Below are 24,037 nucleotides of genomic sequence, written 5' to 3'. Positions count from 1 at the left end.
CTAAATTTGCAATAAAATTATTACTCAACAAAGAGCAGTGAACTATATCACAAGTTGTCTTTCATACCTTTTTCTTATGCAGTTTTTGCCAACTCCCTTGAAAAAAATACGCCTTGACTCCATCTGTAGGTGAATAATCCATCACTCATTGCCGTATTCGGGCAGTGATTAGATAGCGTAGTGTTCTATGAGTTCCCTAAATGAAGCCGTTAGGCTAGATAAATGGCTATGGGCCGCAAGATTTTACAAAACCCGCTCCATCGCGCGTAACATGGTCGATGGCGGTAAAGTCCACTATAATGGCCAACGAAGCAAGCCGAGTAAAATCGTTGAAGTGGGCGCTGAAGTAAGACTTCGTCAAGGCAACGAAGAAAAAATCGTGATCATCGAACAAATCTCAGATCAACGCCGAGGCGCTCCCATCGCACAAACCTTATATCGCGAAACTAATGAAAGTATAGCGAAACGTGAGGAACACGCGACTCAACGTAAGCTTAATGCCCACAACCCAAGTCCGGAACGCCGCCCAGATAAAAAGCAGCGCCGAGACATCATTAAGTTCAAACACCAATAAAAGCCGGAATTACCAACGAGGAAAGCACTCCATGGCAAATAATGTTTTAAACCGCTACCTATTCGAAGATCTTTCAGTACGTGGCGAGTTGGTACAATTAGATGAAGCGTACCAACGTGTTATCTCCAGCAAGGAATATCCGGCAGCAATAGAGAAACTGCTGGGTGAGCTACTCGTTTCAACTACTCTTTTAACTGCCACTCTTAAGTTCGAAGGTTCGATCACCATCCAGCTACAAGGCGACGGTCCTGTGTCTCTTGCCGTTATCAACGGTGACCATAACCAACGTGTTCGTGGCGTAGCTCGCTGGGAAGGCGATATTGCCGATGACGCAAACATTCACGATCTAATGGGTAAGGGCTACCTTGTGATCACTATCGAACCGAAAAACGGCGAGCGTTACCAAGGTGTCGTTGGATTAGAAGGTGACACTTTAGCAGAAGTGCTAGAAGGCTACTTTGCAAACTCAGAGCAGTTAAAAACGCGCCTATGGATCCGCACTGGTGAGCATGAGGGCAAAGCACACGCAGCAGGTATGTTGATTCAAGTGATCCCTGACGGCACTGGCTCTCCAGATGATTTCGAACATCTAGAGCAGCTCACTGATACAGTAAAAGATGAAGAATTGTTTGGTTTAGAAGCGAACGAGTTATTGTATCGACTATATAACCAAGACAAAGTACGTTTGTACGAGCCGCAACCTGTCGAGTTCCATTGTGGCTGTTCTCGTGAGCGTAGCGGTGCCGCAATCATCACCGTTGAGAAAGCTGAAATTTATGACATTTTGGCAGAAGTTGGATCAGTTTCTTTACATTGTGATTACTGTGGCACAACTTATACGTTCGACGAATCTGAAGTCACTGAACTGTATGCACAAGCTTCTACGGACAAGAAAACCCTGCATTAATTTACATAGCTTATCAAGCACGTAATTTACCCTACAAAAGGCCAGCTTAATGCTGGCCTTTTTGTGATCAACCCCTCGTAATAACTAACCTCAAGCGTAATAAAACAACTGCTTAATTTTAAACAATTAATAATGATTTTGCCCTAGCGCAAAGGATTGCGTGCACGATAGACTATTCCCACCAATATGTGACGGGTTACCTAAAACCTTATTGAAATCATGGGTAAATTTTGAGCTATCTCCCTGTTTTCTCCCCGCCCCGTTGCTAGCATGGTGAGCAGATTAAAATTAAAACATTCTTACAAAATCCCTACAAAATCCTTATAAGGAGCACCTATGACCGTTATGGAACATACTAAGGCTGCAACACTTGATCTAACCAAGCACGGACTGCATAACGTAAAAGAGGTTATTCGCAACCCAAGCTACGAAATGTTGTTTGAGGAAGAAACGCGTGAAGACCTAACCGGTTATGAGCGCGGCGTGGTTACTGAACTAGGTGCGGTTGCCGTTGACACTGGCATCTTTACTGGTCGCTCACCAAAAGATAAATACATCGTCAAAGACGCTACGACAGAAGAACATATGTGGTGGACGTCTGATCAAGTGAAAAATGATAACAAGCCAATCACTCCTGAAGTGTGGGACGAGCTAAAAGAACTGGTCACAAACCAGCTTTCTAACAAACGCTTGTTTGTTGTTGACGGTTACTGTGGTGCAAACCCAGATACACGTTTGAGCATTCGTGTTATCACAGAAGTCGCATGGCAAGCGCACTTCGTTAAAAACATGTTTATTCGCCCGACAGAAGAAGAGTTAGCGACATTTGAACCAGACTTCGTAGTAATGAATGGCGCAAAATGCACTAATCCAAAATGGGAAGAGCAAGGCCTGAACTCAGAAAACTTCACCGTATTTAACCTAACTGAGCGCATGCAACTTATCGGTGGTACTTGGTACGGCGGTGAAATGAAGAAAGGTATGTTCGCCATGATGAACTACTTCCTTCCACTAAAAGACATCGCATCAATGCACTGTAGCGCTAACATGGGCAAAGATGGCGATGTAGCGGTATTCTTCGGTCTATCTGGTACGGGTAAAACGACCCTGTCGACTGATCCTAAACGTGCGCTAATTGGTGATGATGAGCACGGCTGGGATGATGACGGTGTCTTCAACTTCGAAGGTGGTTGTTACGCAAAAACCATCAAACTTTCGAAAGAAGCGGAGCCGGACATCTACAACGCAATTCGTCGTGATGCACTGCTAGAAAACGTAACAGTACGTGGCGATGGTTCTATCGACTTTGATGATGGTTCGAAAACAGAAAACACACGTGTTTCTTACCCTATCTACCATATCGATAATATCGTTAAGCCAGTATCAAAAGGCGGTCACGCGAATAAAGTGATCTTCCTATCAGCCGATGCATTTGGCGTACTGCCTCCAGTATCTAAATTGACACCCGAGCAAACTAAGTACCACTTCCTGTCTGGCTTTACCGCCAAACTAGCGGGAACAGAGCGCGGTATTACTGAGCCAACACCAACTTTCTCTGCTTGTTTCGGCGCGGCGTTCCTAACGCTTCACCCAACTAAATACGCAGAAGTACTGGTTAAACGCATGGAAGCAGCAGGCGCTGAGGCTTACCTAGTGAATACTGGTTGGAACGGCACTGGCAAACGTATCTCTATTCAAGATACACGCGGAATTATTGATGCCATTCTTGATGGTTCGATTGAAGAAGCACCAACTAAGCACATTCCAATCTTCAACCTTGAAGTACCAACGTCACTACCAGGTGTGGATCCTAGCATTCTAGACCCTCGCGACACGTACGTTGACCCACTTCAGTGGGAAAGCAAAGCGAAAGATTTAGCAGCGCGCTTTATCAATAACTTTGATAAGTACACAGACAACGCTGAAGGTAAATCTCTGGTTGCGGCTGGTCCTCAGATTGATTAAATCGAGTAACAGCGACGTCGCGTAAACGCAGTGAAAAGTTGGCATTAACTTATCACCTTTACGTAGGCCAAGTTACAAAAATTGCTTCAAGCCCCTCTTTTGAGGGGCTTTTTATTGAATACCACAGAATATTGATACAAGCTAAAGCCTATCTAGTTTTATTTCATAACACACGTAGGTTCTAGCAAAGATGAAAACAGCGCGTCGAGTTTTACTTCTGTTACTGGTTATCTTAGTTGCCATTCCAGCCGCTACGATTGCGCTGCTAACAACATCTTACGCGGACGCAACCTGGCGCTTGCTGTCAAACACCTTTTCTCTTCCCTTCCGGGCCGGAAGCGTGCGTTATGGCTTTCCCTATCACCTAACTTTACAACGCGTGAACACCAGCGGAGACGATGCGTCTTACATCGAGCAAGTCGATTTATGGATGAATCCCGATGTTTATCGCGATGGTAAATGGATCGTTGATAGTTTATTGATTGATGGTATGAGCTTGCAGTATGGCGCACCAAAGCTCCCACCTTTAGACAACGTTTTATTCCATCAAATCGCGCTCAAAAATATTGATTACGCCGACGAGCAGTTCTCTGCCAATGGCATTGACCTTCAAATTCAATCACCACAATGGAATGGTCAATTAATACCATATGGCGAAGTTCAACTTGCAGCTGACCAACTCTATTGGAATGGCGAAGCCTTTAATCAAGTCTTAGTCGATATAGACTACAAACCGCAAGACAGTACGCTTTATGGCACCTCTTTTAACTGGCGTAACAGTCAAATATCTGGGCAAGGGGAGCAGTATCCTCAAGGCTGGTCTTTAGTAAATGTGACCATCAACAAGCTGAAACTGAGTAATACGCAGCGCCAATCACTGCTTGCAAAACCTTGGTACGATCTACCATTTAACATTAATCATATTAATAGCTTAGATTTGCTTAACGCCGATATTGAATGGGGCGACTGGCACTGGCAGAACTTGGATCTTTCTGTGGAAAACGCCACACTGCCACTGTCTCTCTGGAAGACAAAAGCTCAAGTGTCATTGCAGGCGGATAGCGTTCGATTCCAGCAGCAAACCGCAATAGAGCCACGTTTGAGTGCCGCTATCGAGCCAGGAGTAATCCAGCTCAACGAGCTCAGCTTAGATTGGCAGCAAGGTCGAGTGCAAGTTTCTGGATTGTTCACGCCAACACAATGGAAGCTCAAAGAAGCCTCTATTCAAGGCCTCAAGTGGGCAACACAGCCAGAAGACAACCTAAATTGGTGGCACGCCGCCACCAGCGAGTTAGAGCATGTTGCAATCGAACGACTCGACATTGAGCGCAGCCAAATTATCCAGCTATCTCACGAACCTTATTGGCAACTTTCCGGTTTAAATATCGAAGGGCAACAGCTTGATATTAAACAGTCTGCTCAACGTTGGGGCCTTTGGCAAGGCGAATTGGAAGTCAGCGTTGTCAACGCCAGCTATGACCAAATACTCACGTCTCACGCAGCACTTGCCATGCAAAGCAAAGATGGCTTTTGGCAATTGACTCGCCTTTTTGCGCCACTCGAGCAAGGCTACGTAGAAGGCATCGGACAGATAGATTTGAGTACCCCGAGCCAACCTTGGGCGCTCAACGTCAATGCTGATGGTATTCCCTTATCGCTCTTCCACGATTATTTTTTACCCGACATACTGGCTATTGATGGTTTTTCCGATCTCAGCCTCGATCTACAAGGGTTGTCAGGTGATCGCAACATGCTGGCCTACAGCTTGTCGGGTGAAGTGGAAGCCAACCTCCGAGATACCCGCTTGAAGTCCCAAGCGGATCATTCGCTCAAAGCCATTACCTTAAGTCCACTGCGTTTAAGCGCGCAACGAGGGGAAGTTGCCATAAAGCCGGTCACCATCTCAGGAAAAGCCATAAGTGGTAAGGTTTGGGGAACATTTGATATGGCCAACAACCCGCTAAGTGGCATTACTTATCAATTGGAAGAGTCGTGCGGAAACATTGAAGGCGATCTACTAAGTGGTGAAACCCACCGTAATGAGTGCGTGAACGCATCAAAACTGGCCGAGCCTACTGATATTGAGACTCCACAGAAAAATGAGCCTTCCATCGAGCAACCTATCGTGATTGATAACATCAACTTGGAGATTCAAGAGGAAGAGCTTTACGAAGAAGTTATCGAAGAAGATGAAGTACCCAACACGCATTCCGCAGCAGAAGAACAAATCCTCTCACCGACAGAGCAAGAAGGTGAAACAGATAAGCGCCCAGCAGGTCAGTCGGCGCTTACCCCATCAGCAACTGAGTAACTGCGAGTAGTTCGGTATCAACATATAGGTACCGACAAAATCCACAGCTGGCGTGTCACCACTATAAATCACTACGTGAATAACGATGCGTGCTTTGCGTCCCGACTCCAACCGGTCTAGGTCACCACTGATCCCATCCAACGAAGTACTCGCCACGGGGTTTTGTTCGACTGGTTGACGATAACGAATCGAGCTGTCGGCCAACACAATATCCCCGTGCAACCCACGCTCTTTAAGCAGCAGCCACGTCATCCCCCACCCTGTCAGGGTTGCTAAGGTAAAAGCTGACCCGGCGAACATGGTGTTATGCGGATTAAGGTTAGGATTAAGCTGCGCACAGCATTCAAACTGGTAACCCGTGTACTGGTTAATTTTGATCCCCATTTTGTCGCTAATTGGGATTTGTTGCTCCCAGCGCTGTTGAAGCTCAGTACACCATTCAGGGCGACGTAACACATTGGCCATCGGATCCAGTTGCTTCACCATTTGCTGATGGCGCACAGGGCCACGCTCATCGGTTAGCTCGCCTCGACGCTCAAAGCCATTTTTTTCATAAAAGGCGATGGCATCTTCACGGGCATTACACACCAAGCGTTTCGCTCCTTCTTGGCGCGCTAACGACTCTAGTGCAACCAAAACCAGCGAACCCATTCCTTTGCTACGGCGATTATTTTTAACCGCCATGTAGCGGATCTGGCCATCATTATCCGGTGTAATGTATAAACGGCCAATCGCCATAGGACGACCTCGTCCATCAACAATCATGCGGTGATGGCTCATTTCGTCGTATTCATCGCGCTCTGAGCCGATCGGCATACGCCATGGCTCACGAAGCAGTTGCCAGCGAAACTGATAATACTTGTTTATCTGATTATCGGTTTTGGGAGTAATGAGTTTGAACATATCAATCCTTTGAAAGCACAACACTAATCAGTGTCGGAAAAATTACTCCAAGCCAATTCCATGAGCTTGGAGTTAAAGCTTAGACTATGGCGCCTGTGTTACCAGATTAGACCTGCAACCAAAACGTCACTGGACCGTCATTCACCAAAGACACTTTCATATCGGCAGCGAAGCGGCCACGCTGTGTGGGTAAGACTTCTTCACACAAGTCAGAAAAGTAATCATACAAGCGCTCTGCATCAACAGGATGCGCACCGCGAGAAAAGCCAGCTCGCGTGCCTTTTTTTGTATCCGCAGGCAGCGTAAATTGAGAAACCACCAGCACTTTACCTTCCACCTGTTTAACGTTTAGGTTCATCTTGCCTTCGTCATCTTCGAACACACGGTAGGTTGTAACACGCTCCATTAAACGCTTTGCTTTAGCTTCATCGTCGTCCTTCTCTACGCCCAATAAGACCAGCAGACCACGATCAATTTCTCCTACGACTTCACCATCCACACGGACGGCTGCTTCACTGACTCGTTGAATTAGCGCTATCACTACTCTCGCTTCCTTCATCTGTTAACTGAGATTCAGCGGTCGAGTGTATCATGTCTAAATCTTCACTCCAGTGCTCTCGCTCACCAAGCGCAGCCGTAACTTCCGCCCCCAATAACACGATCATCCAGCATAAATACACCCAAACAAATAAGATAGGAATCGCCGCTAACGCGCCGTAGATGAGCTGATAAGACGGAAACTGAGTGATGTAGAGTGCAAAGCCTTTTTTACTCAACTCGAACAGTATCGCGGCGACTGCTGCCCCCATGGCACCATGAGCGAGGTGCACTTTTTTATTCGGCACTAGAATATACAAGCCAAGAAAAGCAAAAAAGGACAGCAACAACGGTAGCCAACGCAGAAATAGATTAAACGCACCAGATAATGTCTCATTCTCTAAAATTTGCAGCGAAGTCACGTACGACGTCGCCGCAATACTCGCACCGACCATGATCGGCCCTAACGTGAGTACCATCCAATACATAGAGAATGAAAAGACTAAACGGCGCTTGTCTTTAACTCGCCAAATGTAGTTTAAGTTCTTATCAATGTTGGAAATCAGCATGACCGCTGCGATGAATAAAAACCCACCGCCAACCGCGCTCATTTTGCCCGTATTCGCCACAAATTCCTGTAATGCCGTATGTACAGCTTCTCCAGAAGCTGGCACAAAATTCTCAATAATGTAGCCTTGCAGCACCTCACCAACGTTCGCAAAAACGGGAAATTTCGACAATATTGATAACAATACCGTCAGCATTGGCACGATGGATAACAAGGTAATGTAGGCAAGATAGCCCGCGTTCACATTCACACGGTCATGCGTTAATCGCTTAAGAAGATACTTAAAAAACGCGACGCAACTTGGCAGTAGATTGATTAATCTCGCCTTGTAACTCTCTGATAACTGGTTCATAGTTCATCCCATAATTAGCGCCGAGGACATAAGAATGCCTTATTTATTAGCAATTGTACTATCAATTTTCACTTTAACAGGGTGTCAATCTGCTTATTACTCAGCAATGGAGCAGGTTGGGTATCATAAACGAGATATTATGGTCGACCGCGTCGAAGATGCCAAAGAATCTCAACAAGATGCACAAGAAGAATTCACCAGTGCACTTGAAGCCTTGTCTGCGATCACCAACTTTGATGGTGGTGAGCTAGAAAATGTCTACAACAACATCAATGACAAATACGAAGATAGCGAAAAAGCGGCTCAAGACGTACGTGACCGTATTGCTGCGATTGAAGACGTATCCGGCGCACTGTTTGATGAGTGGCAAGATGAGCTAGAGCTGTACTCGAGTGCGAAACTGCGTCGTTCAAGCGAGCAAAAGCTACGTGAAACCAAAGCCTCGTACAAAACCATGCTTAGCGCTATGAAGCGTGCAGAGAAAAAGATGACACCGGTACTGGATACGCTACGTGACAACACGTTGTACTTAAAACACAACCTTAACGCCAGTGCGATTGGTTCTTTGCAAGGTGAGTTCTCTAGCTTAGAGAAAGACATTCAGTTTGCGATCAAACAAATGAACGAAGCGATTGCAGAGTCCGATAAATTCCTACAAAAGCTCAATCAAAAGTAAATGATTTAGACCTCCTCCTAGTGAGGAGGTTTTAGTCGGCGACCTTACCGAGTAAACCGATGACTCTTCGAACAAAGCCGACTCTCTCTGGCACAGTTCCCCATGGTACTTCTATCACTTCATAACCCAACTCAGTATAGACACTCACTAACGACTGATGAATCTCCAATGCTTCTTCAAAGCTGTGTGGACGCACTTCATCTTGTACGTAAATGGATGCTTCAGGTCGACAAGTAAACACCTGACTATGGTACCCAGCGCTTTCGGTTAAGAAAGCTTGGTCAACCTTACAGCCGCCCACTTGTAGGTATGCAATGATGTCGGGGATGGCGCGATCAACAAACGCAACATCATGACAACGCGCATCATTCTTTTGCTTGTCCATCAACCCAAGGCATAACTTGGCAAACTCAGGTAAATTCGTCCACGGCAAAATACCATTTTCTAACTGGCTTTGCTGCTCAATCAAGTCGCGAGACCCTTCAGGAAACGTGGCATAACCACACGCGTCTAGCGCATTCAGCAGTGTTGTTTTTCCCGCACCAGGCCCACCGGTGATAATAATCGGGTTCATATTCAACTCCAGAAAACAAAAAGCCCCGAGCATAACTCGAGGCTTCTTCTTAATTGAATCGCTTAACGAAAATTATTTCGCGCCACGAGAAGCACGCTTACGGTCGCTTTCCGTTAGGAACTTCTTACGGATACGGATGCTTTCAGGCGTTACTTCTACTAGCTCGTCGTCATCGATGAATTCTAGTGCTTGCTCAAGAGTCATCTTGATAGGCGGAGTAAGAACCTGTGCGTCATCTGTACCAGATGCACGAACGTTGGTTAGCTGCTTACCTTTCAGTGCGTTTACCGTTAGGTCGTTGTCACGGCTGTGAATACCGATAACCATACCTTCGTAAACTTCAACACCGTGACCGATAAATAGACGACCACGCTCTTGAAGGTTGAACAGTGCGTTAGTTAGCGCTTTACCCATCGCGTTCGCGATTAGTACACCGTTTACACGTTGACCGATGTTACCGCCTTTGTGAGGGCCGTAGTGATCAAACGTATGGTAAAGAAGACCTGAACCTGAAGTCAGTGTCATGAATTCCGTTTGGAAACCGATCAGACCACGTGATGGCATAACGAAGTCCATACGCACACGACCTTTACCGTCTGGAGACATGTCTTTCAGCTCACCTTTACGTAGGCCGATGTTCTCCATGATGCCGCCTTGGTGCTCTTCCATTACGTCGATAGTTACCGTTTCAAACGGTTCCATCAACTGACCATCTTCTTCTTTGATGATTACTTCTGGACGAGATACTGCTAGCTCGAAGCCTTCACGACGCATGTTTTCGATCAGGATAGAAAGGTGAAGTTCACCACGACCTGATACGCGGAATTTATCTGGATCGTCTGTTTGCTCAACGCGTAGTGCAACGTTGTGTACCAGTTCCTTCTCAAGACGCTCAAGGATGTTACGTGACGTTACGAACTTACCTTCTTTACCCGCGAATGGAGACGTGTTTACTTGGAATGTCATCGTTACTGTTGGTTCATCAACAGACAATGGTGGTAATGCTTCTACTGCGTTTTGTGCACAGATAGTGTCAGAAATTTTCAGCTCGCCAAGACCAGTGATTGCGATGATATCACCCGCGTTAGCTTGTTCCACTTCGTGACGCTCTAGGCCAAGGTAGCCCATTACTGTACCCACTTTACCGTTGCGAGTTTTACCGTCAGCACCAATAATGGTTACCTGCTGGTTTGGTTTAACGCTACCACGAGTTACGCGAGCCACGCCGATAACACCAACGTAAGAGCTGTAGTCTAGCTGAGAAACTTGCATCTGTAGTGGACCATCAAGGTCAACATTTGGCGCGTCAACAACATCAACGATAGTTTGGAATAGTGGTTCCATGTTCTCGCCAGTTTCGCCTTCTTCTAGAGAAGCCCAACCGTTAAGTGCTGATGCGTAAACTACTTTAAAGTCTAGCTGGTCATCAGTTGCACCTAGGTTGTCGAACAGGTCGAACACTTGGTCCATAACCCAATCAGGACGTGCGCCAGGGCGGTCAATCTTGTTGATTACAACGATTGGTTTTAGACCGTGAGCAAACGCTTTTTGTGTTACGAAACGCGTTTGAGGCATTGGACCATCAACTGCGTCAACGATAAGTAGTACAGAGTCTACCATCGACATGATACGCTCAACTTCACCACCGAAGTCCGCGTGTCCCGGAGTATCTACGATGTTGATACGGTAATCGTTCCAGTCGATTGCTGTGTTTTTAGCAAGAATGGTAATACCGCGCTCTTTCTCGATGTCGTTCGAGTCCATGACTCGCTCTTCAGCTTCACCGCGAGACTCAAGCGTGCCTGATTGTTGTAGCAGCTTGTCAACCAACGTGGTTTTACCGTGGTCAACGTGCGCGATGATCGCGATATTTCTTAATTTATCAATCTGTGGAGTAGCCATGGATATTGATTCACTTAGATAGATGAAATGCCCCCACGCTGAGAACGGGTGCTCTCTGGCGACATTTGCTGATTAAAAAAACGGCCATAATGTACCAGATTTTAGCAAAAAGCCTAGAAATATGTGATCTACTCCCGAGCATTTCTGCGATTTTTACGCTTAATGCCCATTTTCTTCCTCAGAACGAATTGATTAAACGCAACTTTATTCTAATCGATGCATAATTCAAATTGACTCTTGCTCAAAAACTGGGCTGAATACGCAATGTACCTGTCACATTATGGTGCAACAATGATTTTTGGCACCATAATAGTGCAAGCAAAGATCATTTTGGTGCAAGCAAGTGCACCAAACTAGCATTCAAAAACACAATTGCTTGAAATTAATGGAATATTTTTTTTGGCACGGTTTTGGCTTTAGTTAAAACAGCATCGATTAATGAAAAGTCAAATTGATTAATCAATGCCAGGTTTCATGAATAATTCATAAATCGAGCTTTTACCGCTTATTAACACTGGAGGTTATCCAAGATGTCAGTAGAAAACGTTCTATCGCTGATCCAAGAAAACGAAGTTAAGTTTGTTGACCTACGCTTCACTGATACAAAAGGTAAAGAGCAGCACATTTCGATCCCTGCTCACCAAATCGACGCAGACTTCTTCGAAGAAGGTAAAATGTTCGATGGTTCATCAGTTGCTGGCTGGAAAGGTATCAACGAATCAGACATGGTAATGATGCCTGACGCATCTTCTGCTGTGCTTGACCCATTCACGGAAGACGCAACACTAAATATCCGTTGTGACATCTTAGAGCCTGCAACAATGCAAGGCTATGACCGTGACCCACGCTCTATCGCAAAACGCGCTGAAGACTTCATGCGTTCTACTGGTGTTGCAGATACTGTACTTATCGGTCCTGAGCCAGAATTCTTCCTATTTGATGACGTGAAGTTCTCTACAGACATGTCAGGCTCTTTCTTCAAAATCGACGACGTAGAAGCGGCATGGAACACAGGTTCTGACTACGAAGAAGGTAACAAAGGTCACCGTCCAGGCGTTAAAGGTGGTTACTTCCCAGTAGCTCCAGTAGATTCATCTCAAGACATCCGTTCTGCTATGTGTCTAGTAATGGAAGAAATGGGTCTTGTTGTTGAAGCGCACCACCACGAAGTGGCAACGGCGGGTCAAAACGAAATCGCAACTCGTTTCAACACGCTAACAACCAAAGCTGACGAAATCCAAATCTACAAGTACGTTGTACACAACGTTGCTCACGCGTTTGGTAAAACAGCGACGTTTATGCCTAAACCACTTGTTGGCGACAACGGCAGCGGTATGCACGTTCACCAGTCTCTAGCAAAAGATGGCGTAAACCTATTTGCTGGTGACAAGTACGGCGGTCTATCTGAAATGGCGCTTTACTACATCGGTGGTATCATCAAACACGCTCGTGCAATCAACGCATTCGCTAACCCATCAACCAACTCGTACAAACGTCTTGTACCAGGCTTCGAAGCACCAGTAATGCTAGCTTACTCAGCGCGTAACCGCTCTGCTTCAATCCGTATCCCAGTGGTACCAAGCCCGAAAGCACGTCGTATCGAAGTTCGTTTCGGTGACCCAGCGGCGAACCCATACCTATGTTTCGCAGCAATGCTTATGGCTGGTCTTGACGGTATCAAGAATAAGATCCACCCAGGCGAAGCGATGGATAAAGACCTTTACGATCTTCCAGCTGAAGAAGCAGCAGAAATCCCAACTGTTGCATACTCACTAAAAGACGCGCTAGCAGAGCTAGATGCTGATCGTGAGTTCTTAACAGCGGGCGGTGTATTCTCTGACGACTTCATCGATTCATACATCGACCTTAAGTCTCAGGACGTAGAGCGTGTGAACATGACAACTCACCCTGTTGAGTTCGAACTTTACTACTCTGTGTAAGGTCGACACTGTGTAAAATGTAAACACAGCAATAAAATATTAGGCTCGCCTCGCAGGCGGGCCTTTTTTGTATTCGCCACTCAAGCTTCGACGTTTAACATGAGGGGATAATAAAAATACGCTTAGAATTTTTCCTTACAGGTCAAAGAGCTAAGCCATTGAAACGTGAAATCATCGAACAAGAGAAGGTGAGCAATGAAAGTTCAGCTTATTCCATCACTGTGTGCACTCAGCGGATTGTTAATCGCCTCTACCGCCTTCGCGCAGGTCGCGTATACGTGGGTAGATGAAAATGGCGTGGTTCACTTTAGTGATACGCCAAACAAAGGAGCAAAAGCGATCGCACTGCCAAACCTTGAAGCCAGCGCACCAGCTCCTGAGGTAGAAAGTACTGAATCGCTCGCACCTCAGACTACGCCATCTACTGCATCACAAAACAAGCCAGATAAAACAACCGAGAAGCCTCTCCCATTAGAACTTTCAATGCAGACCCCCAAGCACAACGAGACCATCCGCAGCAATCGAGGCATCATCAATATTCAATTAGAAACCAATCGCAAGCTTGGTATCGGTGAGCAATTGCAATTGTTACTCGATGGAAAACCTTATGGTGCACCACAAAACCATATAGTGTGGCAGTTAAACAATATTGACCGAGGCACTCACACACTTGCTGTGCACGCGAAAAGAAGCGGCAAGCTTATTGCATCTACTAGCCCTATAACGGTGCATTTACATAGAGCAAGTGTTAAGCCGACCGTAAAAGGGGCAAAATAGAATATCTGGTGAAAAAAATCACATCACAGCGATGCTTTTCACTTTTTCTTCTAAGATTTATTCGCCATACTTAACGTTCAATTGCACCATTATTGTGCATCGCACAATCTTAAAGCAAAACAAGGACGTAATGTGGATACCAGTCTTCCTAGTGCCATTCTCAACAATATGGTGACAGCAACGCTGATTCTTGATGATGGATTGGCCATCCGTTATGCCAATCCGGCTGCCGAATTGCTGTTTTCTCAAAGCGCCAAACGAATTATTGAACAATCGCTTTCTCAATTGATTCAGCATGCGTCGCTGGATCTCGCGCTGCTCACTCAACCGTTGCAAAGTGGCCAAAGCATCACCGACAGTGACGTCACTTTCGTTGTTGATGGCCGCCCTTTAATGCTAGAGGTGACGGTTAGCCCTATCACTTGGCAAAAGCAGTTGATGCTTCTGGTCGAGATGCGCAAAATTGATCAGCAGCGCCGACTCTCTCAAGAACTGAACCAGCACGCCCAACAACAAGCGGCGAAGCTGCTAGTCCGAGGGCTTGCACATGAGATTAAAAATCCGCTTGGCGGCTTACGTGGTGCGGCGCAATTGTTAGAAAAAATGCTGCCAGAGCCCTCTCTCACCGAATATACACACATCATCATTGAGCAAGCAGACCGTTTAAGGGCGCTCGTGGATCGATTACTAGGACCGCAGAAGCCAGGTAAGAAGACACAAGAGAATCTGCACCAAATTCTTGAAAAGGTTCGCCAACTGGTTGAATTAGAGTCACAACGCTCAATCATCATTGAACGAGATTATGACCCAAGCTTGCCAGAGATTTTGATGGATACAGACCAAATCGAGCAGGCAATGCTTAATATCGTCAGCAACGCCGCACAAATTCTTAGCCATCAAGAACACGGGAAAATAACCATTCGCACCAGAACGGTGCACCAAGCCAATATTCACGGCAAACGCTGTAAACTCGCTGCTCGTGTCGAAATCACAGACAACGGCCCAGGTATTCCACCGGAACTACAAGACACGCTGTTCTATCCCATGGTCAGTGGCCGCGAGGGAGGAACTGGATTAGGGCTATCTATTTCGCAAAATTTGATCGACCAGCACAATGGAAAAATAGACGTAGAAAGCTGGCCTGGTCACACAACATTTACTATTTATCTGCCGATCTGATTGCGCTAATGGACTTCAAGTCGCGTCAGTTTTTCGGTTTGCTGCAAGGATTACTACATGAGTAAAGGATATGTTTGGGTCGTTGATGACGACAGTTCAATTCGCTGGGTAATGGAGAAAACGCTCTCCTCTGCCAACATCAAATGTGAAACCTATGCCGATGGGGAAAGCGTGTTAATGGCGCTCGAACGCGAAGTGCCGGATGTTCTAGTATCAGACATTCGCATGCCAGGTATTGATGGGTTGGAGCTACTAAAACAAGTACAGCGCGATTACCCAGACCTTCCCGTGATTATCATGACCGCGCACTCAGATTTAGATGCAGCAGTGAATGCGTACCAAAAAGGTGCTTTTGAATATTTACCAAAACCTTTTGATATTGATGAAACTTTAACTCTGGTTGAACGAGCCATTGCACACAGCCACGAAAACAAACGCGAGCAGCTCTCTCCAGAAGACATTCCAGCAGAAACGCCTGAAATTATCGGTGAAGCACCAGCGATGCAAGAGGTGTTTCGCGCCATTGGTCGTCTTTCTCGCTCCTCTATTTCAGTCTTGATTAACGGTGAATCGGGCACGGGTAAAGAACTCGTTGCTCATGCACTGCACCGTCACAGTCCACGTGCTAACAAACCTTTCATTGCGCTCAATATGGCGGCGATTCCCAAAGACTTGATTGAATCAGAACTGTTTGGCCACGAAAAAGGCGCGTTTACGGGGGCAAACAATGTTCGTCAAGGACGATTCGAACAAGCCAATGGCGGCACTCTATTTTTAGACGAAATCGGCGACATGCCATTGGACATTCAAACTCGTTTACTACGCGTTCTAGCTGACGGGCAGTTTTATCGAGTGGGCGGTCACTCTCCGATCAGTGTCGATGTACGAATTGTCGCGGCAACACACCAGAACTTAGAAAAGCTGGTGCACGAAGGTGACTTCCGTGAGGACCTCTTTCATCGCTTAAACGTGATTCGCGTGCAGATCCCGGCACTGCGTGAGCGTAAGCAAGACATTGAAAAGCTTACACAGCATTTTCTTATCCGTGCGGCTGATGAGCTTGGTGTGGAAACAAAAACTCTCCACCCGTCAACCGTGGAGATTCTTAACCGCCTTGATTGGCCTGGCAACGTGCGTCAATTAGAGAATATTTGCCGTTGGTTAACCGTTATGGCCAGTGGTAGCGAAGTGTTACCAAATGACTTGCCAAGCGAACTACTCGAAGAGAAAAAATCCATTTCAGACTCTGCACATGGTAGTTGGCAAGAACAATTAGCGGATTGGGCACGGCATTCACTCGCAGCAGGAGATAAAGAACTGCTTTCTTACGCTTTACCAGAATTTGAACGCATTTTATTAGAAGCAGCCTTAGAGCACACTAAAGGTCATAAGCAAGATGCCGCTAAAGTATTAGGCTGGGGGCGAAATACACTCACCAGAAAATTAAAAGAATTGTACTGACAATCACTTACGTGGTGCATTAACAACGAGCGTCGTTTGTCACTCGATATTAATAAAAACATCAGTACAATTGTGGCGCACCACCATCTATGTGATTAGGCGATGTCTACTGCTACGACTCAAATTACACTGCGTACTGCTGTTTTGATTCCATTTGTCATGATCTTCTTACTGGCGATCGGTGTCATTGTCTACGTCCAAAAACAAAGTTACGAAGAAGTGGTCACGGATATCAGTGACAAGCAACTTTCCGTGTTAACCGAAAGTGTCCACGACCACCTCAATAGCTATCTACGTAAGCCTTTTACTGCGGTTATGGCTCTCGCGCACAACGTCAGCTATCACAACCTTTATCGCCCTCACGATACCTCAGACATTCAAAACTACCTGCTAAGTGCATTCAAAAATCTTTACCAATCGATACCGCAGTTGGATGTAATCGCATTTGGTTCAGAAAACGGCGACTTTGCAGGCTTTCGCCGCGAGCTTTCCGACGATTACACCTTAATGGTGCAAGATCGCTATACCGATGGTGATCTGGTTATTTATGGGACCAACCATGTGAGTAACAACATTCGAACGGTTATCTCCCAATACGATCCTCGCACTCGCCCATGGTATAAGCCCGTTGCGGAGAGCCAAAACGCCACTTGGTCTGAAATTTATACCAACGCTGATGAACGCCAGGATATTACGCTATCAGCCATGACGCCGGTGTACAAACACGACCAATTTGCTGGTGTTTTGGTGACAGACATTCGTATCAATACATTCAACGAATTCCTGCGCGAGTTAAAATACAACACTAAAGCGTCGGTCTACATCATGGACCCAGATCATCGTTTAATCGCTCACTCAGGCCCGGGAAGCGTCATCTCATGGGGCACAAAATTTTCGGATAAAGGGCAGCGTTTGCTTGCCGCTGAAAACGCAGACCCGATCATCAAAATCAGTGCGAGCCGCGTCCGGTCTTTCGATCTCAACAACACCAAGCAACCTTATACTTTTTCATTTGAACATGATGGCCAACGTATTTTCAGTCGGCTAACCCCGTATCGAGACCAAGACGGCTTAACATGGTTTATCGGCACCTCCATTTCGGAGTCTGAGCTTCTCGGCCTGTTACCGAAAAGCCAGCAAGAGAGTTGGCTCGTTGGCATTATTGTAAGCCTATTTGGGATCGCCATCAGTTGGATCATTTTCAACCGAGTTACCAGACCAATTAACGCGACGGCCGCCGCCGCTCAGCACCTGGCAAATGGGGATTGGGATAGCGGCATGCCAAAGCCTGGTTATGTGTATGAGACAACCGTACTGGTTCATGCTTTTAATGAAATGGCGAACAATCTAAGAGCTTCATTCAAAGCATTGCGTGAACAGTTGGTTTATGACTCTCTAACACGCTTATATAGCCGTCAGGGTTTGGTCGAAATCTGTGAAAATCAGTCTGATCTTTGTCACGGCAGTTTATTTTTACTTGGCATCAACAAATTTAGAGATATCAACGACAGTGTGGGTCATCACAACGGCGACCAGTTGTTGGTCAGCATCGCTGAAAGGCTAAAACAGCAGTTTCGTGACAACGCATTATTGGCTCGGATTGGTGGTGATGAGTTCGCGGTGTTTCTCTCAAATGTCGACACTGAAACCAAAATTAAACAAACCGAACGTCGATTACAGCAACTCTTTTCCACCCCATTTATGGTGGAAGGCGAGAATGTAGTGATGAAGATTTCACTTGGTATTGTACAAACCCAGCCAAACGAAACCATGCCTTTATGGTTACGCAACGCCAGCATCGCATTAAGTTACGCTAAACAAGACTCACTGACTGGTGTTTGTCACTACAGCCCAGAACTAGCGAGCGCTTCAAAGTTTCGTACGCAAATGCTGACCAAGATCCAAACTGGTATTGAAAACCGAGAGTTTATTCCTCATTACCAACCGATTGTGGATCTCGTCAGTGGCACGGTGTGTGGCGCCGAAGCACTGGCGCGTTGGCATAGCGACTCAGGTATGGTGTCACCATTAGATTTTATCCCAATCGCGGAAGAAAGCGGCATGATCAAAGCCATCGGCCAACAGATTCTGTTACAAGCTTGTCGCGACACTTACCAAGCGATCGAAAGCAAACAGTGGCCGTCGGACTTCCAACTGCATGTGAATATCTCTGTTAATCAACTATCCTGCCCAAGTTTTGTTGATACGGTGACAAGCGTATTGGATATCACGAAATTACCAGCAAGTAACCTCACACTAGAGATCACAGAATCACGTATCATTGATAGCGCACCGACCACACTAGAAAATATGACTAAACTGCGTGAAATGGGTATTGGTATCGCGATAGATGACTTTGGCACCGGCTACTCATCACTGGGTTACCTCCACTCTCTGCCGTTTACCTGCTTGAAGATTGATCGCACCTTCATCAATCAACTCACACAAGAAAACTTAAACAGTTCAGTCGTCGCTGCCGTCATCAATATCACAGCAGGTCTCAAAACTAATGTCGTCGCGGAAGGTGTCGAGGATAGCAATCAAGCACAATTACTGCGCTCTTTAGGCTGTAATCAGGTGCAAGGCTTCTACTACAGCCGCCCTATGCCACTAGAAGAATGGCCAACACATTTGGTGAACATGAAGTAGAAAAGAGCCAGAATCGTTGATTTCCTAGTCATCCTCTACTGACAATCTACCCAACTGTTATTTATACTTAACTGCAAATCTTACCCATGTATTGTCACAGATGATGTTTGGGCCCTGTTCCAGTTCATAACTATCCGGATCGACAAAATGATAACGAAGAACCTTCCTCTAACTGATTTGCACCGTCACCTCGACGGTAACATTCGTACTAAAACGATTCTTGAGCTAGGCCAAAAGTTTGGCATTGCCCTACCAGCGTACGATATTGAGTCTCTCACTCCTCACGTTCAAATTGTCGAAGCGGAACCCTCTCTTGTTGCTTTCCTTTCTAAGCTCGACTGGGGTGTTGCGGTACTGGGCGATCTAGATGCGTGTCGTCGTGTCGCATACGAAAACGTAGAAGACGCGCTAAATGCACAAATCGATTACGCTGAGCTGCGTTTCTCTCCTTACTACATGGCGATGAAACACAAGCTACCAGTAGCGGGGGTTGTTGAAGCCGTCGTGGACGGTGTGCAAGCGGGTATGCGCGATTTTGGCGTGAAAGCCAACCTGATCGGTATCATGAGTCGTACATTTGGTACTGACGCATGTCAACAAGAACTGGACGGCATTCTGAGCCAGAAAGATCACATCGTTGCCGTCGACCTTGCGGGTGACGAGCTAGGCCAACCGGGTGATCGCTTTGTGTCTCACTTCAAGCAAGTACGCGATGCTGGCCTTGGGGTAACGGTCCATGCTGGTGAAGCAGCAGGTGCAGAGAGCATGTGGCAAGCAATCAATGAGCTGGGCGCAACTCGTATCGGTCACGGCGTAAAAGCGATTCACGATCCAAAACTGATGGATTACCTAGCAGAAAACCGCATTGGTATTGAATCTTGCCTGACGTCAAACTACCAAACAAGTACGGTAGAAACGCTAGAAAACCACCCTCTCAAGCAGTTCCTAGAGCATGGCGTTCTTGCGTGTCTGAACACTGACGATCCAGCGGTTGAAGGCATCGAACTGCCATACGAATACGAAGTAGCAGCACCAGCCGCTGGTCTGAGCCAAGACCAGATTCGCCAAGCGCAAATCAATGGCCTTGAGATTGCGTTCCTTTCAGAAGCAGAAAAAGCGGAACTGAGAGAAAAAGTAAAAGATCGCGCTTAAATCCAGCGAAAACATAAAAAAATGCCAGTATCTGCTGGCATTTTTTATATCTTGAATCTGTATCTCTGATTAAATAACACGAGAGAACTGTTGCTGACGCGCCTTTGCTCGTAGGTATTTATCGAAGCTCATACAAATATTACGGATCAACAAACGACCTCGCAGCGTCACACGAATTTCATTATCATCCACTTCCACCAGCTCATCGTTGATGAAGGTCTGAAGTAGCTGTAAGTCTTCTTTAAAGTACTGTTCAAACCTCACTTTAAACTCAGACTCAATGGCTTTCTTGTCTAACTTGAAATTACAAATCAGCTGCTTAATCACTTCACGACGGAGCAAATCATCGGAGTCCAGAGAGACCCCTTTCCATAGAGCGTGACGAAGTTCGTTGACTTGAGCGTAGTATTTCTTCAGCTCTTTCTGGTTTTGCGCGTACGCATCGCCGATCATCGAGATTGCAGAAACACCAAAGCCAACCAAGTCACATTCACCTTGTGTGGTGTAGCCTTGGAAATTGCGATGCAAAATACCTTCGCGCTGGGCAGCAGCAAGTTCATCGTCCGGCAAAGCAAAGTGGTCCATACCGATAAATTGGTAGCCAGCATCAGTCAGTGTCGCGATGGTGTCTTGCAGAATCGCCATCTTCTCTTCTGCCTTTGGCAGGTCTTCGTCTTTAATCTTACGCTGCGCTGCAAATAGCTGTGGCATGTGCGCGTAGTTAAACACGGATAGACGGCCCGGCTGCATCTCTAGCACTTGTTCTAGAGTCTTGGCAAAAGATTCTTTGGTCTGCTTCGGTAAACCGTAAATCAAATCTAGGTTCGTCGAACGAAAGCCTAACTCTTTTGCGCGCGCAACCATCGCAACGATGAACTCTTCATCTTGCTCACGATTCACCAGTTTTTGCACTTCTTTATTGAAGTCCTGAACACCGATGCTCAAACGATTGAAGCCTTCACTACGCAGATGATCCAGCATGGTCAGCTCGATTTCACGCGGGTCAACCTCGATACTGATTTCAGCATCGCTACTAAAAGTAAACTCTTGGCGTAGCAGGCTCATTACACGCGTGATTTGCTTTTCAGAGAGAAACGTCGGTGTACCACCACCAAAATGCAATTGCGTCACGGTGCGACCAACAAGTAATGCAGCACGTTGACGAATTTCGTGTTCAAGCACGTCGAGGTATTCATCCGCTTTGTGCGAATGGCGTGTAATGACTTTATTACATCCACAGTAGTAACAAAGCTTGTGACAGAACGGAATGTGTACGTACAGCGATAATGGGCGTTCTGGGTATTGAGTGCATGCCATATCATAATCAGAAATGGTGAACGCTTCGTGAAACTCCAGCGCCGTTGGGTACGACGTATAACGAGGCCCGGAATAGTTGTACTTATCCAATACCGCTTGATCCCAGACGATTTGCTGTTTCGATTCAGTGTGTTGATTCGACATGGTGGTACTTTCCGTTAAATGCTAGGGCAACGAAAGCCGTCACCCGATATTCAGAGCCGCTATTTTGCCATACGACGATGACAAGCGTGGCAACGCCGACTGGCTTTTTAAGTATAAAACTAAAGAAGTGCTAGCGTGATCACGATACCCCCATTAGCCATAAGGAGACTATTGGGGGTCGCGCTTAAATCATCTGAATATTGATTTGATTATTCAGTGGCTGGACGTTTTTCTGCAACACTTTGAGCTCCTCAATAATCGCATCAGTGAGGCGGCTTTCCGCTTTATGACGCGTCAAGTTCTGTTGCATACGCTCTTTCTTGGCAAGTTGTTGGCGTTCTTCGCCACGCGCCATATCTTTCACTATGTGGTAAAGCTCAGAAATCGCAGGGTACGTTTTATCGAAATCAACGCGGTCTTCACCTTGTACATAATCCATGATGTTATACACACGGATACTGATTTCAGATAAATCGCACTGGCCTTGAATGCCCGCCTGACACAAGGTATGCACATTCTCAAAAATGTTGGCGTTACGTTTGTCTATCGCCAATTTTTGATGCTTCAGCTGCAATTCCTTTTGCTTTTTCAATTGAAGCAGAAGGTAACCTGCATAAGAAGCGAGTGCGATGATAATCACAACACCAGCAATAGCTAATAAGGTTACATTCATAGCTTAATTATCCTTTATAGTCGTCGAAATTAATGTCGTCGAAATCTGCCAGCAAGTCATCATCGTTGCGCGTGCTTTTCTCAGCAGGTGCAGTGAAGTCTTCCTCTTCTTCAGGTTCCAACAAACCTAGTTGGTCCATTAGCTTCTCAATGCGATCGAGTTTCTCATCGACGAATTTCTGTAGACCTGTGCCCAGGTTTTCACCCGCTTCAATACGGTCTAGCAACACGTTCAATTGCGCGTCATTTTCTAGCATCTCTAGTTCTTGCTCTGCCGACAAACGACGCTCTTGCTTCGTCATTTTCTTCGCAGGTTCGACAATCAGAGGTATTTTCTTTTTGCTGCCTAAGCGCGGGTCGCGATTTTGTGCAGCAGCTTGCTTTTTCTGCTCGTTAACTTCTGAGTTACGGTTACCCGTTTTCAGACCCTTACGCTTTTTAGCACGCTTGCGTAAGCGGCCTTCCACATCAGATTCTGTACGGTTACGAGTTACAACAAACTCAGGTGCACCAGCGGCACCCGGTTTTCTAGATTTTTTACTACGGCTCATTACTGGGGTTTCCTCAGTAAAATTACATCATTACCAATAAATTCGAGTTCGAGCTTATCCCGCTCTGCTAGGAACTGGAACGTGTCACGACTAAAGAACACTACGTGAGTGAGATCGTTCTTATAATGCCATGATTTGAAAGCCTCCACGTCGATGACCATTTTCGTCATCAGGCCTATCCAGCCCCCTGGCTTAACTAAATTCAACCATTGCTTCCACACCAAATCTGGGTGGTAGAGGTGCTCTATCACCTCTGTTGCTGTCATGAAGTCGTACGTTTTTTCTAAAACCGACGTATCAGGGTGGTAATAGAGATCGTACAACGCCATGTTGTGCCCCGCCTCTTCCAGCATCAAGGAGAGCGTTGGGCCAGGACCACAACCAAAGTCGATACCATTTGATTGTGGAGAAATTCGCTCTGTGATCGGGTCAGCAATACGCGACAAAAAGCGTCGGTAACCCAAATCATCGGGGTTGTTCTCATGCAAATCATAGTGAGCTTTTTCGCTTTCCGCATCCAAACGTTGGTCTGGATTTACGAATACCAAGCTGCACTGCTCACATTGAAGATATTCACGACGCTTATCTTCAAAATAATGGTGAGTGCGCTGATTTTGGCATAAAGGACAGGTATGCATGCTGACTTCCTCAAACAGGGATGCGAAACATACCAGAAAGTGAACTCGGATTGGAGTGTTGTTGAGTATTTTTTCAGCAATTTTTGTTAAAAAACTTTGTTTACAACCTATAAAGCTAAATAAGTGCAGTAATCTCAATTCAAGTTACGACTGAGCAAGTCAACGGATATAAAAAAAGCGACAGTCAGACTGTCGCTTTCTAAGTGCCATCTGTGCCGTCCTAAATAAGGTTGACACTTTCCACCCCCAAAATTGGAGAGTGTTATGAAATCAACAACTAAAAGAACT

General features: G+C 46.1%; 20 protein-coding genes. 11 read left to right on the top strand and 9 right to left on the bottom strand.

The genetic code is table 11. The annotated features are described in order from the left end of the window. Window positions 1-187: 187 nt before the first annotated feature. The 4 genes from hslR to R7M92_RS08440 all read left to right on the top strand — a co-directional run bounded on the left by hslR (window position 188) and on the right by R7M92_RS08440 (window position 5,757). Complete coding sequence (gene hslR / locus R7M92_RS08455; protein ID WP_005379292.1) at window positions 188-574, top strand: ribosome-associated heat shock protein Hsp15; 387 nt, start codon at window positions 188-190, stop codon at window positions 572-574. Window positions 575-605: 31 nt separating this feature from the next. Next, window positions 606-1,481, top strand: a complete 876-nt coding sequence (gene hslO / locus R7M92_RS08450) for an Hsp33 family molecular chaperone HslO (protein ID WP_031780788.1) — start codon at window positions 606-608, stop codon at window positions 1,479-1,481. Between the two features lie 336 nt (window positions 1,482-1,817). Then, on the top strand, window positions 1,818-3,446 hold the full coding sequence (gene pckA, locus R7M92_RS08445) for a phosphoenolpyruvate carboxykinase (ATP) (protein WP_005379288.1): 1,629 nt from the start codon (window positions 1,818-1,820) through the stop codon (window positions 3,444-3,446). Between the two features lie 190 nt (window positions 3,447-3,636). Continuing rightward, window positions 3,637-5,757 (top strand): AsmA family protein, encoded by a 2,121-nt coding sequence (locus R7M92_RS08440; protein WP_318133132.1) that lies wholly within the window; start codon window positions 3,637-3,639, stop codon window positions 5,755-5,757. On the opposite strand, the gene R7M92_RS08435 is transcribed toward R7M92_RS08440, so the two are convergent. From R7M92_RS08435 to R7M92_RS08425, 3 genes are all read right to left on the bottom strand, one after another. Continuing rightward, window positions 5,743-6,660, bottom strand: coding sequence for a bifunctional GNAT family N-acetyltransferase/hotdog fold thioesterase (locus tag R7M92_RS08435; RefSeq protein ID WP_005379283.1), 918 nt, complete (start codon window positions 6,658-6,660; stop codon window positions 5,743-5,745). The genes R7M92_RS08440 and R7M92_RS08435 overlap by 15 nt on opposite strands. Window positions 6,661-6,766: 106 nt before the next feature. After that, window positions 6,767-7,201 carry a D-aminoacyl-tRNA deacylase gene (gene dtd, locus R7M92_RS08430; protein ID WP_005379282.1) on the bottom strand — a complete coding sequence of 145 codons (435 nt, stop codon included), beginning with the start codon at window positions 7,199-7,201 and terminating at the stop codon, window positions 6,767-6,769. Beyond that, the gene (locus tag R7M92_RS08425) at window positions 7,173-8,117 is read right to left on the bottom strand and encodes a virulence factor BrkB family protein (RefSeq protein WP_005379281.1); all 945 of its coding nucleotides are present in this window, start codon (window positions 8,115-8,117) and stop codon (window positions 7,173-7,175) included. The genes dtd and R7M92_RS08425 overlap by 29 nt, the downstream gene beginning before the upstream one ends. A gap of 34 nt (window positions 8,118-8,151) precedes the next feature. On the opposite strand from R7M92_RS08425, the gene R7M92_RS08420 reads away from it, so the two are divergent. After that, window positions 8,152-8,793: a DUF2959 domain-containing protein gene (locus tag R7M92_RS08420; protein ID WP_005382972.1), complete on the top strand. Its 642-nt coding sequence runs from the start codon at window positions 8,152-8,154 to the stop codon at window positions 8,791-8,793. Window positions 8,794-8,824: 31 nt separating this feature from the next. Here the strand turns inward: R7M92_RS08420 and R7M92_RS08415 are convergent, their stop codons facing one another. Further along, window positions 8,825-9,367, bottom strand: a complete 543-nt coding sequence (locus R7M92_RS08415; RefSeq protein WP_318133130.1) for an AAA family ATPase — start codon at window positions 9,365-9,367, stop codon at window positions 8,825-8,827. A gap of 72 nt (window positions 9,368-9,439) precedes the next feature. Further along, window positions 9,440-11,269, bottom strand: coding sequence for a translational GTPase TypA (typA, locus tag R7M92_RS08410; RefSeq protein ID WP_005379276.1), 1,830 nt, complete (start codon window positions 11,267-11,269; stop codon window positions 9,440-9,442). 530 nt (window positions 11,270-11,799) lie between these two features. On the opposite strand from typA, the gene glnA reads away from it, so the two are divergent. The 6 genes from glnA (at window position 11,800) to add (ending at window position 20,427) form a co-directional block, all read left to right on the top strand. After that, complete coding sequence (gene glnA, locus R7M92_RS08405; RefSeq protein ID WP_005379275.1) at window positions 11,800-13,209, top strand: glutamate--ammonia ligase; 1,410 nt, start codon at window positions 11,800-11,802, stop codon at window positions 13,207-13,209. Window positions 13,210-13,404: 195 nt separating this feature from the next. Next, window positions 13,405-13,986, top strand: coding sequence for a DUF4124 domain-containing protein (locus R7M92_RS08400; protein ID WP_318133129.1), 582 nt, complete (start codon window positions 13,405-13,407; stop codon window positions 13,984-13,986). Window positions 13,987-14,118: 132 nt separating this feature from the next. Beyond that, window positions 14,119-15,165, top strand: coding sequence for a nitrogen regulation protein NR(II) (gene glnL / locus R7M92_RS08395; protein WP_017821940.1), 1,047 nt, complete (start codon window positions 14,119-14,121; stop codon window positions 15,163-15,165). Between the two features lie 57 nt (window positions 15,166-15,222). Further along, window positions 15,223-16,626 carry a nitrogen regulation protein NR(I) gene (glnG, locus tag R7M92_RS08390; protein ID WP_005379267.1) on the top strand — a complete coding sequence of 468 codons (1,404 nt, stop codon included), beginning with the start codon at window positions 15,223-15,225 and terminating at the stop codon, window positions 16,624-16,626. 102 nt (window positions 16,627-16,728) lie between these two features. Then, window positions 16,729-19,275: an EAL domain-containing protein gene (locus R7M92_RS08385; protein ID WP_104979920.1), complete on the top strand. Its 2,547-nt coding sequence runs from the start codon at window positions 16,729-16,731 to the stop codon at window positions 19,273-19,275. A gap of 147 nt (window positions 19,276-19,422) precedes the next feature. After that, entirely contained in the window at window positions 19,423-20,427 is a 1,005-nt protein-coding gene (gene add, locus R7M92_RS08380) for an adenosine deaminase (protein ID WP_005379257.1), read from the top strand. 69 nt (window positions 20,428-20,496) lie between these two features. Here the strand turns inward: add and hemN are convergent, their stop codons facing one another. The 4 genes from hemN to R7M92_RS08360 form a co-directional block, all read right to left on the bottom strand. Next, window positions 20,497-21,888, bottom strand: coding sequence for an oxygen-independent coproporphyrinogen III oxidase (hemN, locus tag R7M92_RS08375; protein WP_065275004.1), 1,392 nt, complete (start codon window positions 21,886-21,888; stop codon window positions 20,497-20,499). Between the two features lie 184 nt (window positions 21,889-22,072). Beyond that, complete coding sequence (locus R7M92_RS08370; protein WP_005379254.1) at window positions 22,073-22,561, bottom strand: DUF2489 domain-containing protein; 489 nt, start codon at window positions 22,559-22,561, stop codon at window positions 22,073-22,075. 7 nt (window positions 22,562-22,568) lie between these two features. Continuing rightward, complete coding sequence (gene yihI, locus R7M92_RS08365) at window positions 22,569-23,111, bottom strand: Der GTPase-activating protein YihI (RefSeq protein WP_005379252.1); 543 nt, start codon at window positions 23,109-23,111, stop codon at window positions 22,569-22,571. Next, window positions 23,111-23,749 carry a class I SAM-dependent methyltransferase gene (locus R7M92_RS08360; RefSeq protein ID WP_005379250.1) on the bottom strand — a complete coding sequence of 213 codons (639 nt, stop codon included), beginning with the start codon at window positions 23,747-23,749 and terminating at the stop codon, window positions 23,111-23,113. Before R7M92_RS08360 ends, yihI begins: the two co-directional genes overlap by 1 nt. Window positions 23,750-24,037: the final 288 nt, after the last annotated feature.

This window comes from Vibrio sp. Vb2880 (genome assembly GCF_033337975.1).
Lineage (GTDB): Bacteria > Pseudomonadota > Gammaproteobacteria > Enterobacterales > Vibrionaceae > Vibrio > Vibrio alginolyticus.
The sequence above is the reverse complement of the archived record's forward strand: the minus strand, read 5'-3'. Positions and strand labels throughout refer to the sequence as shown.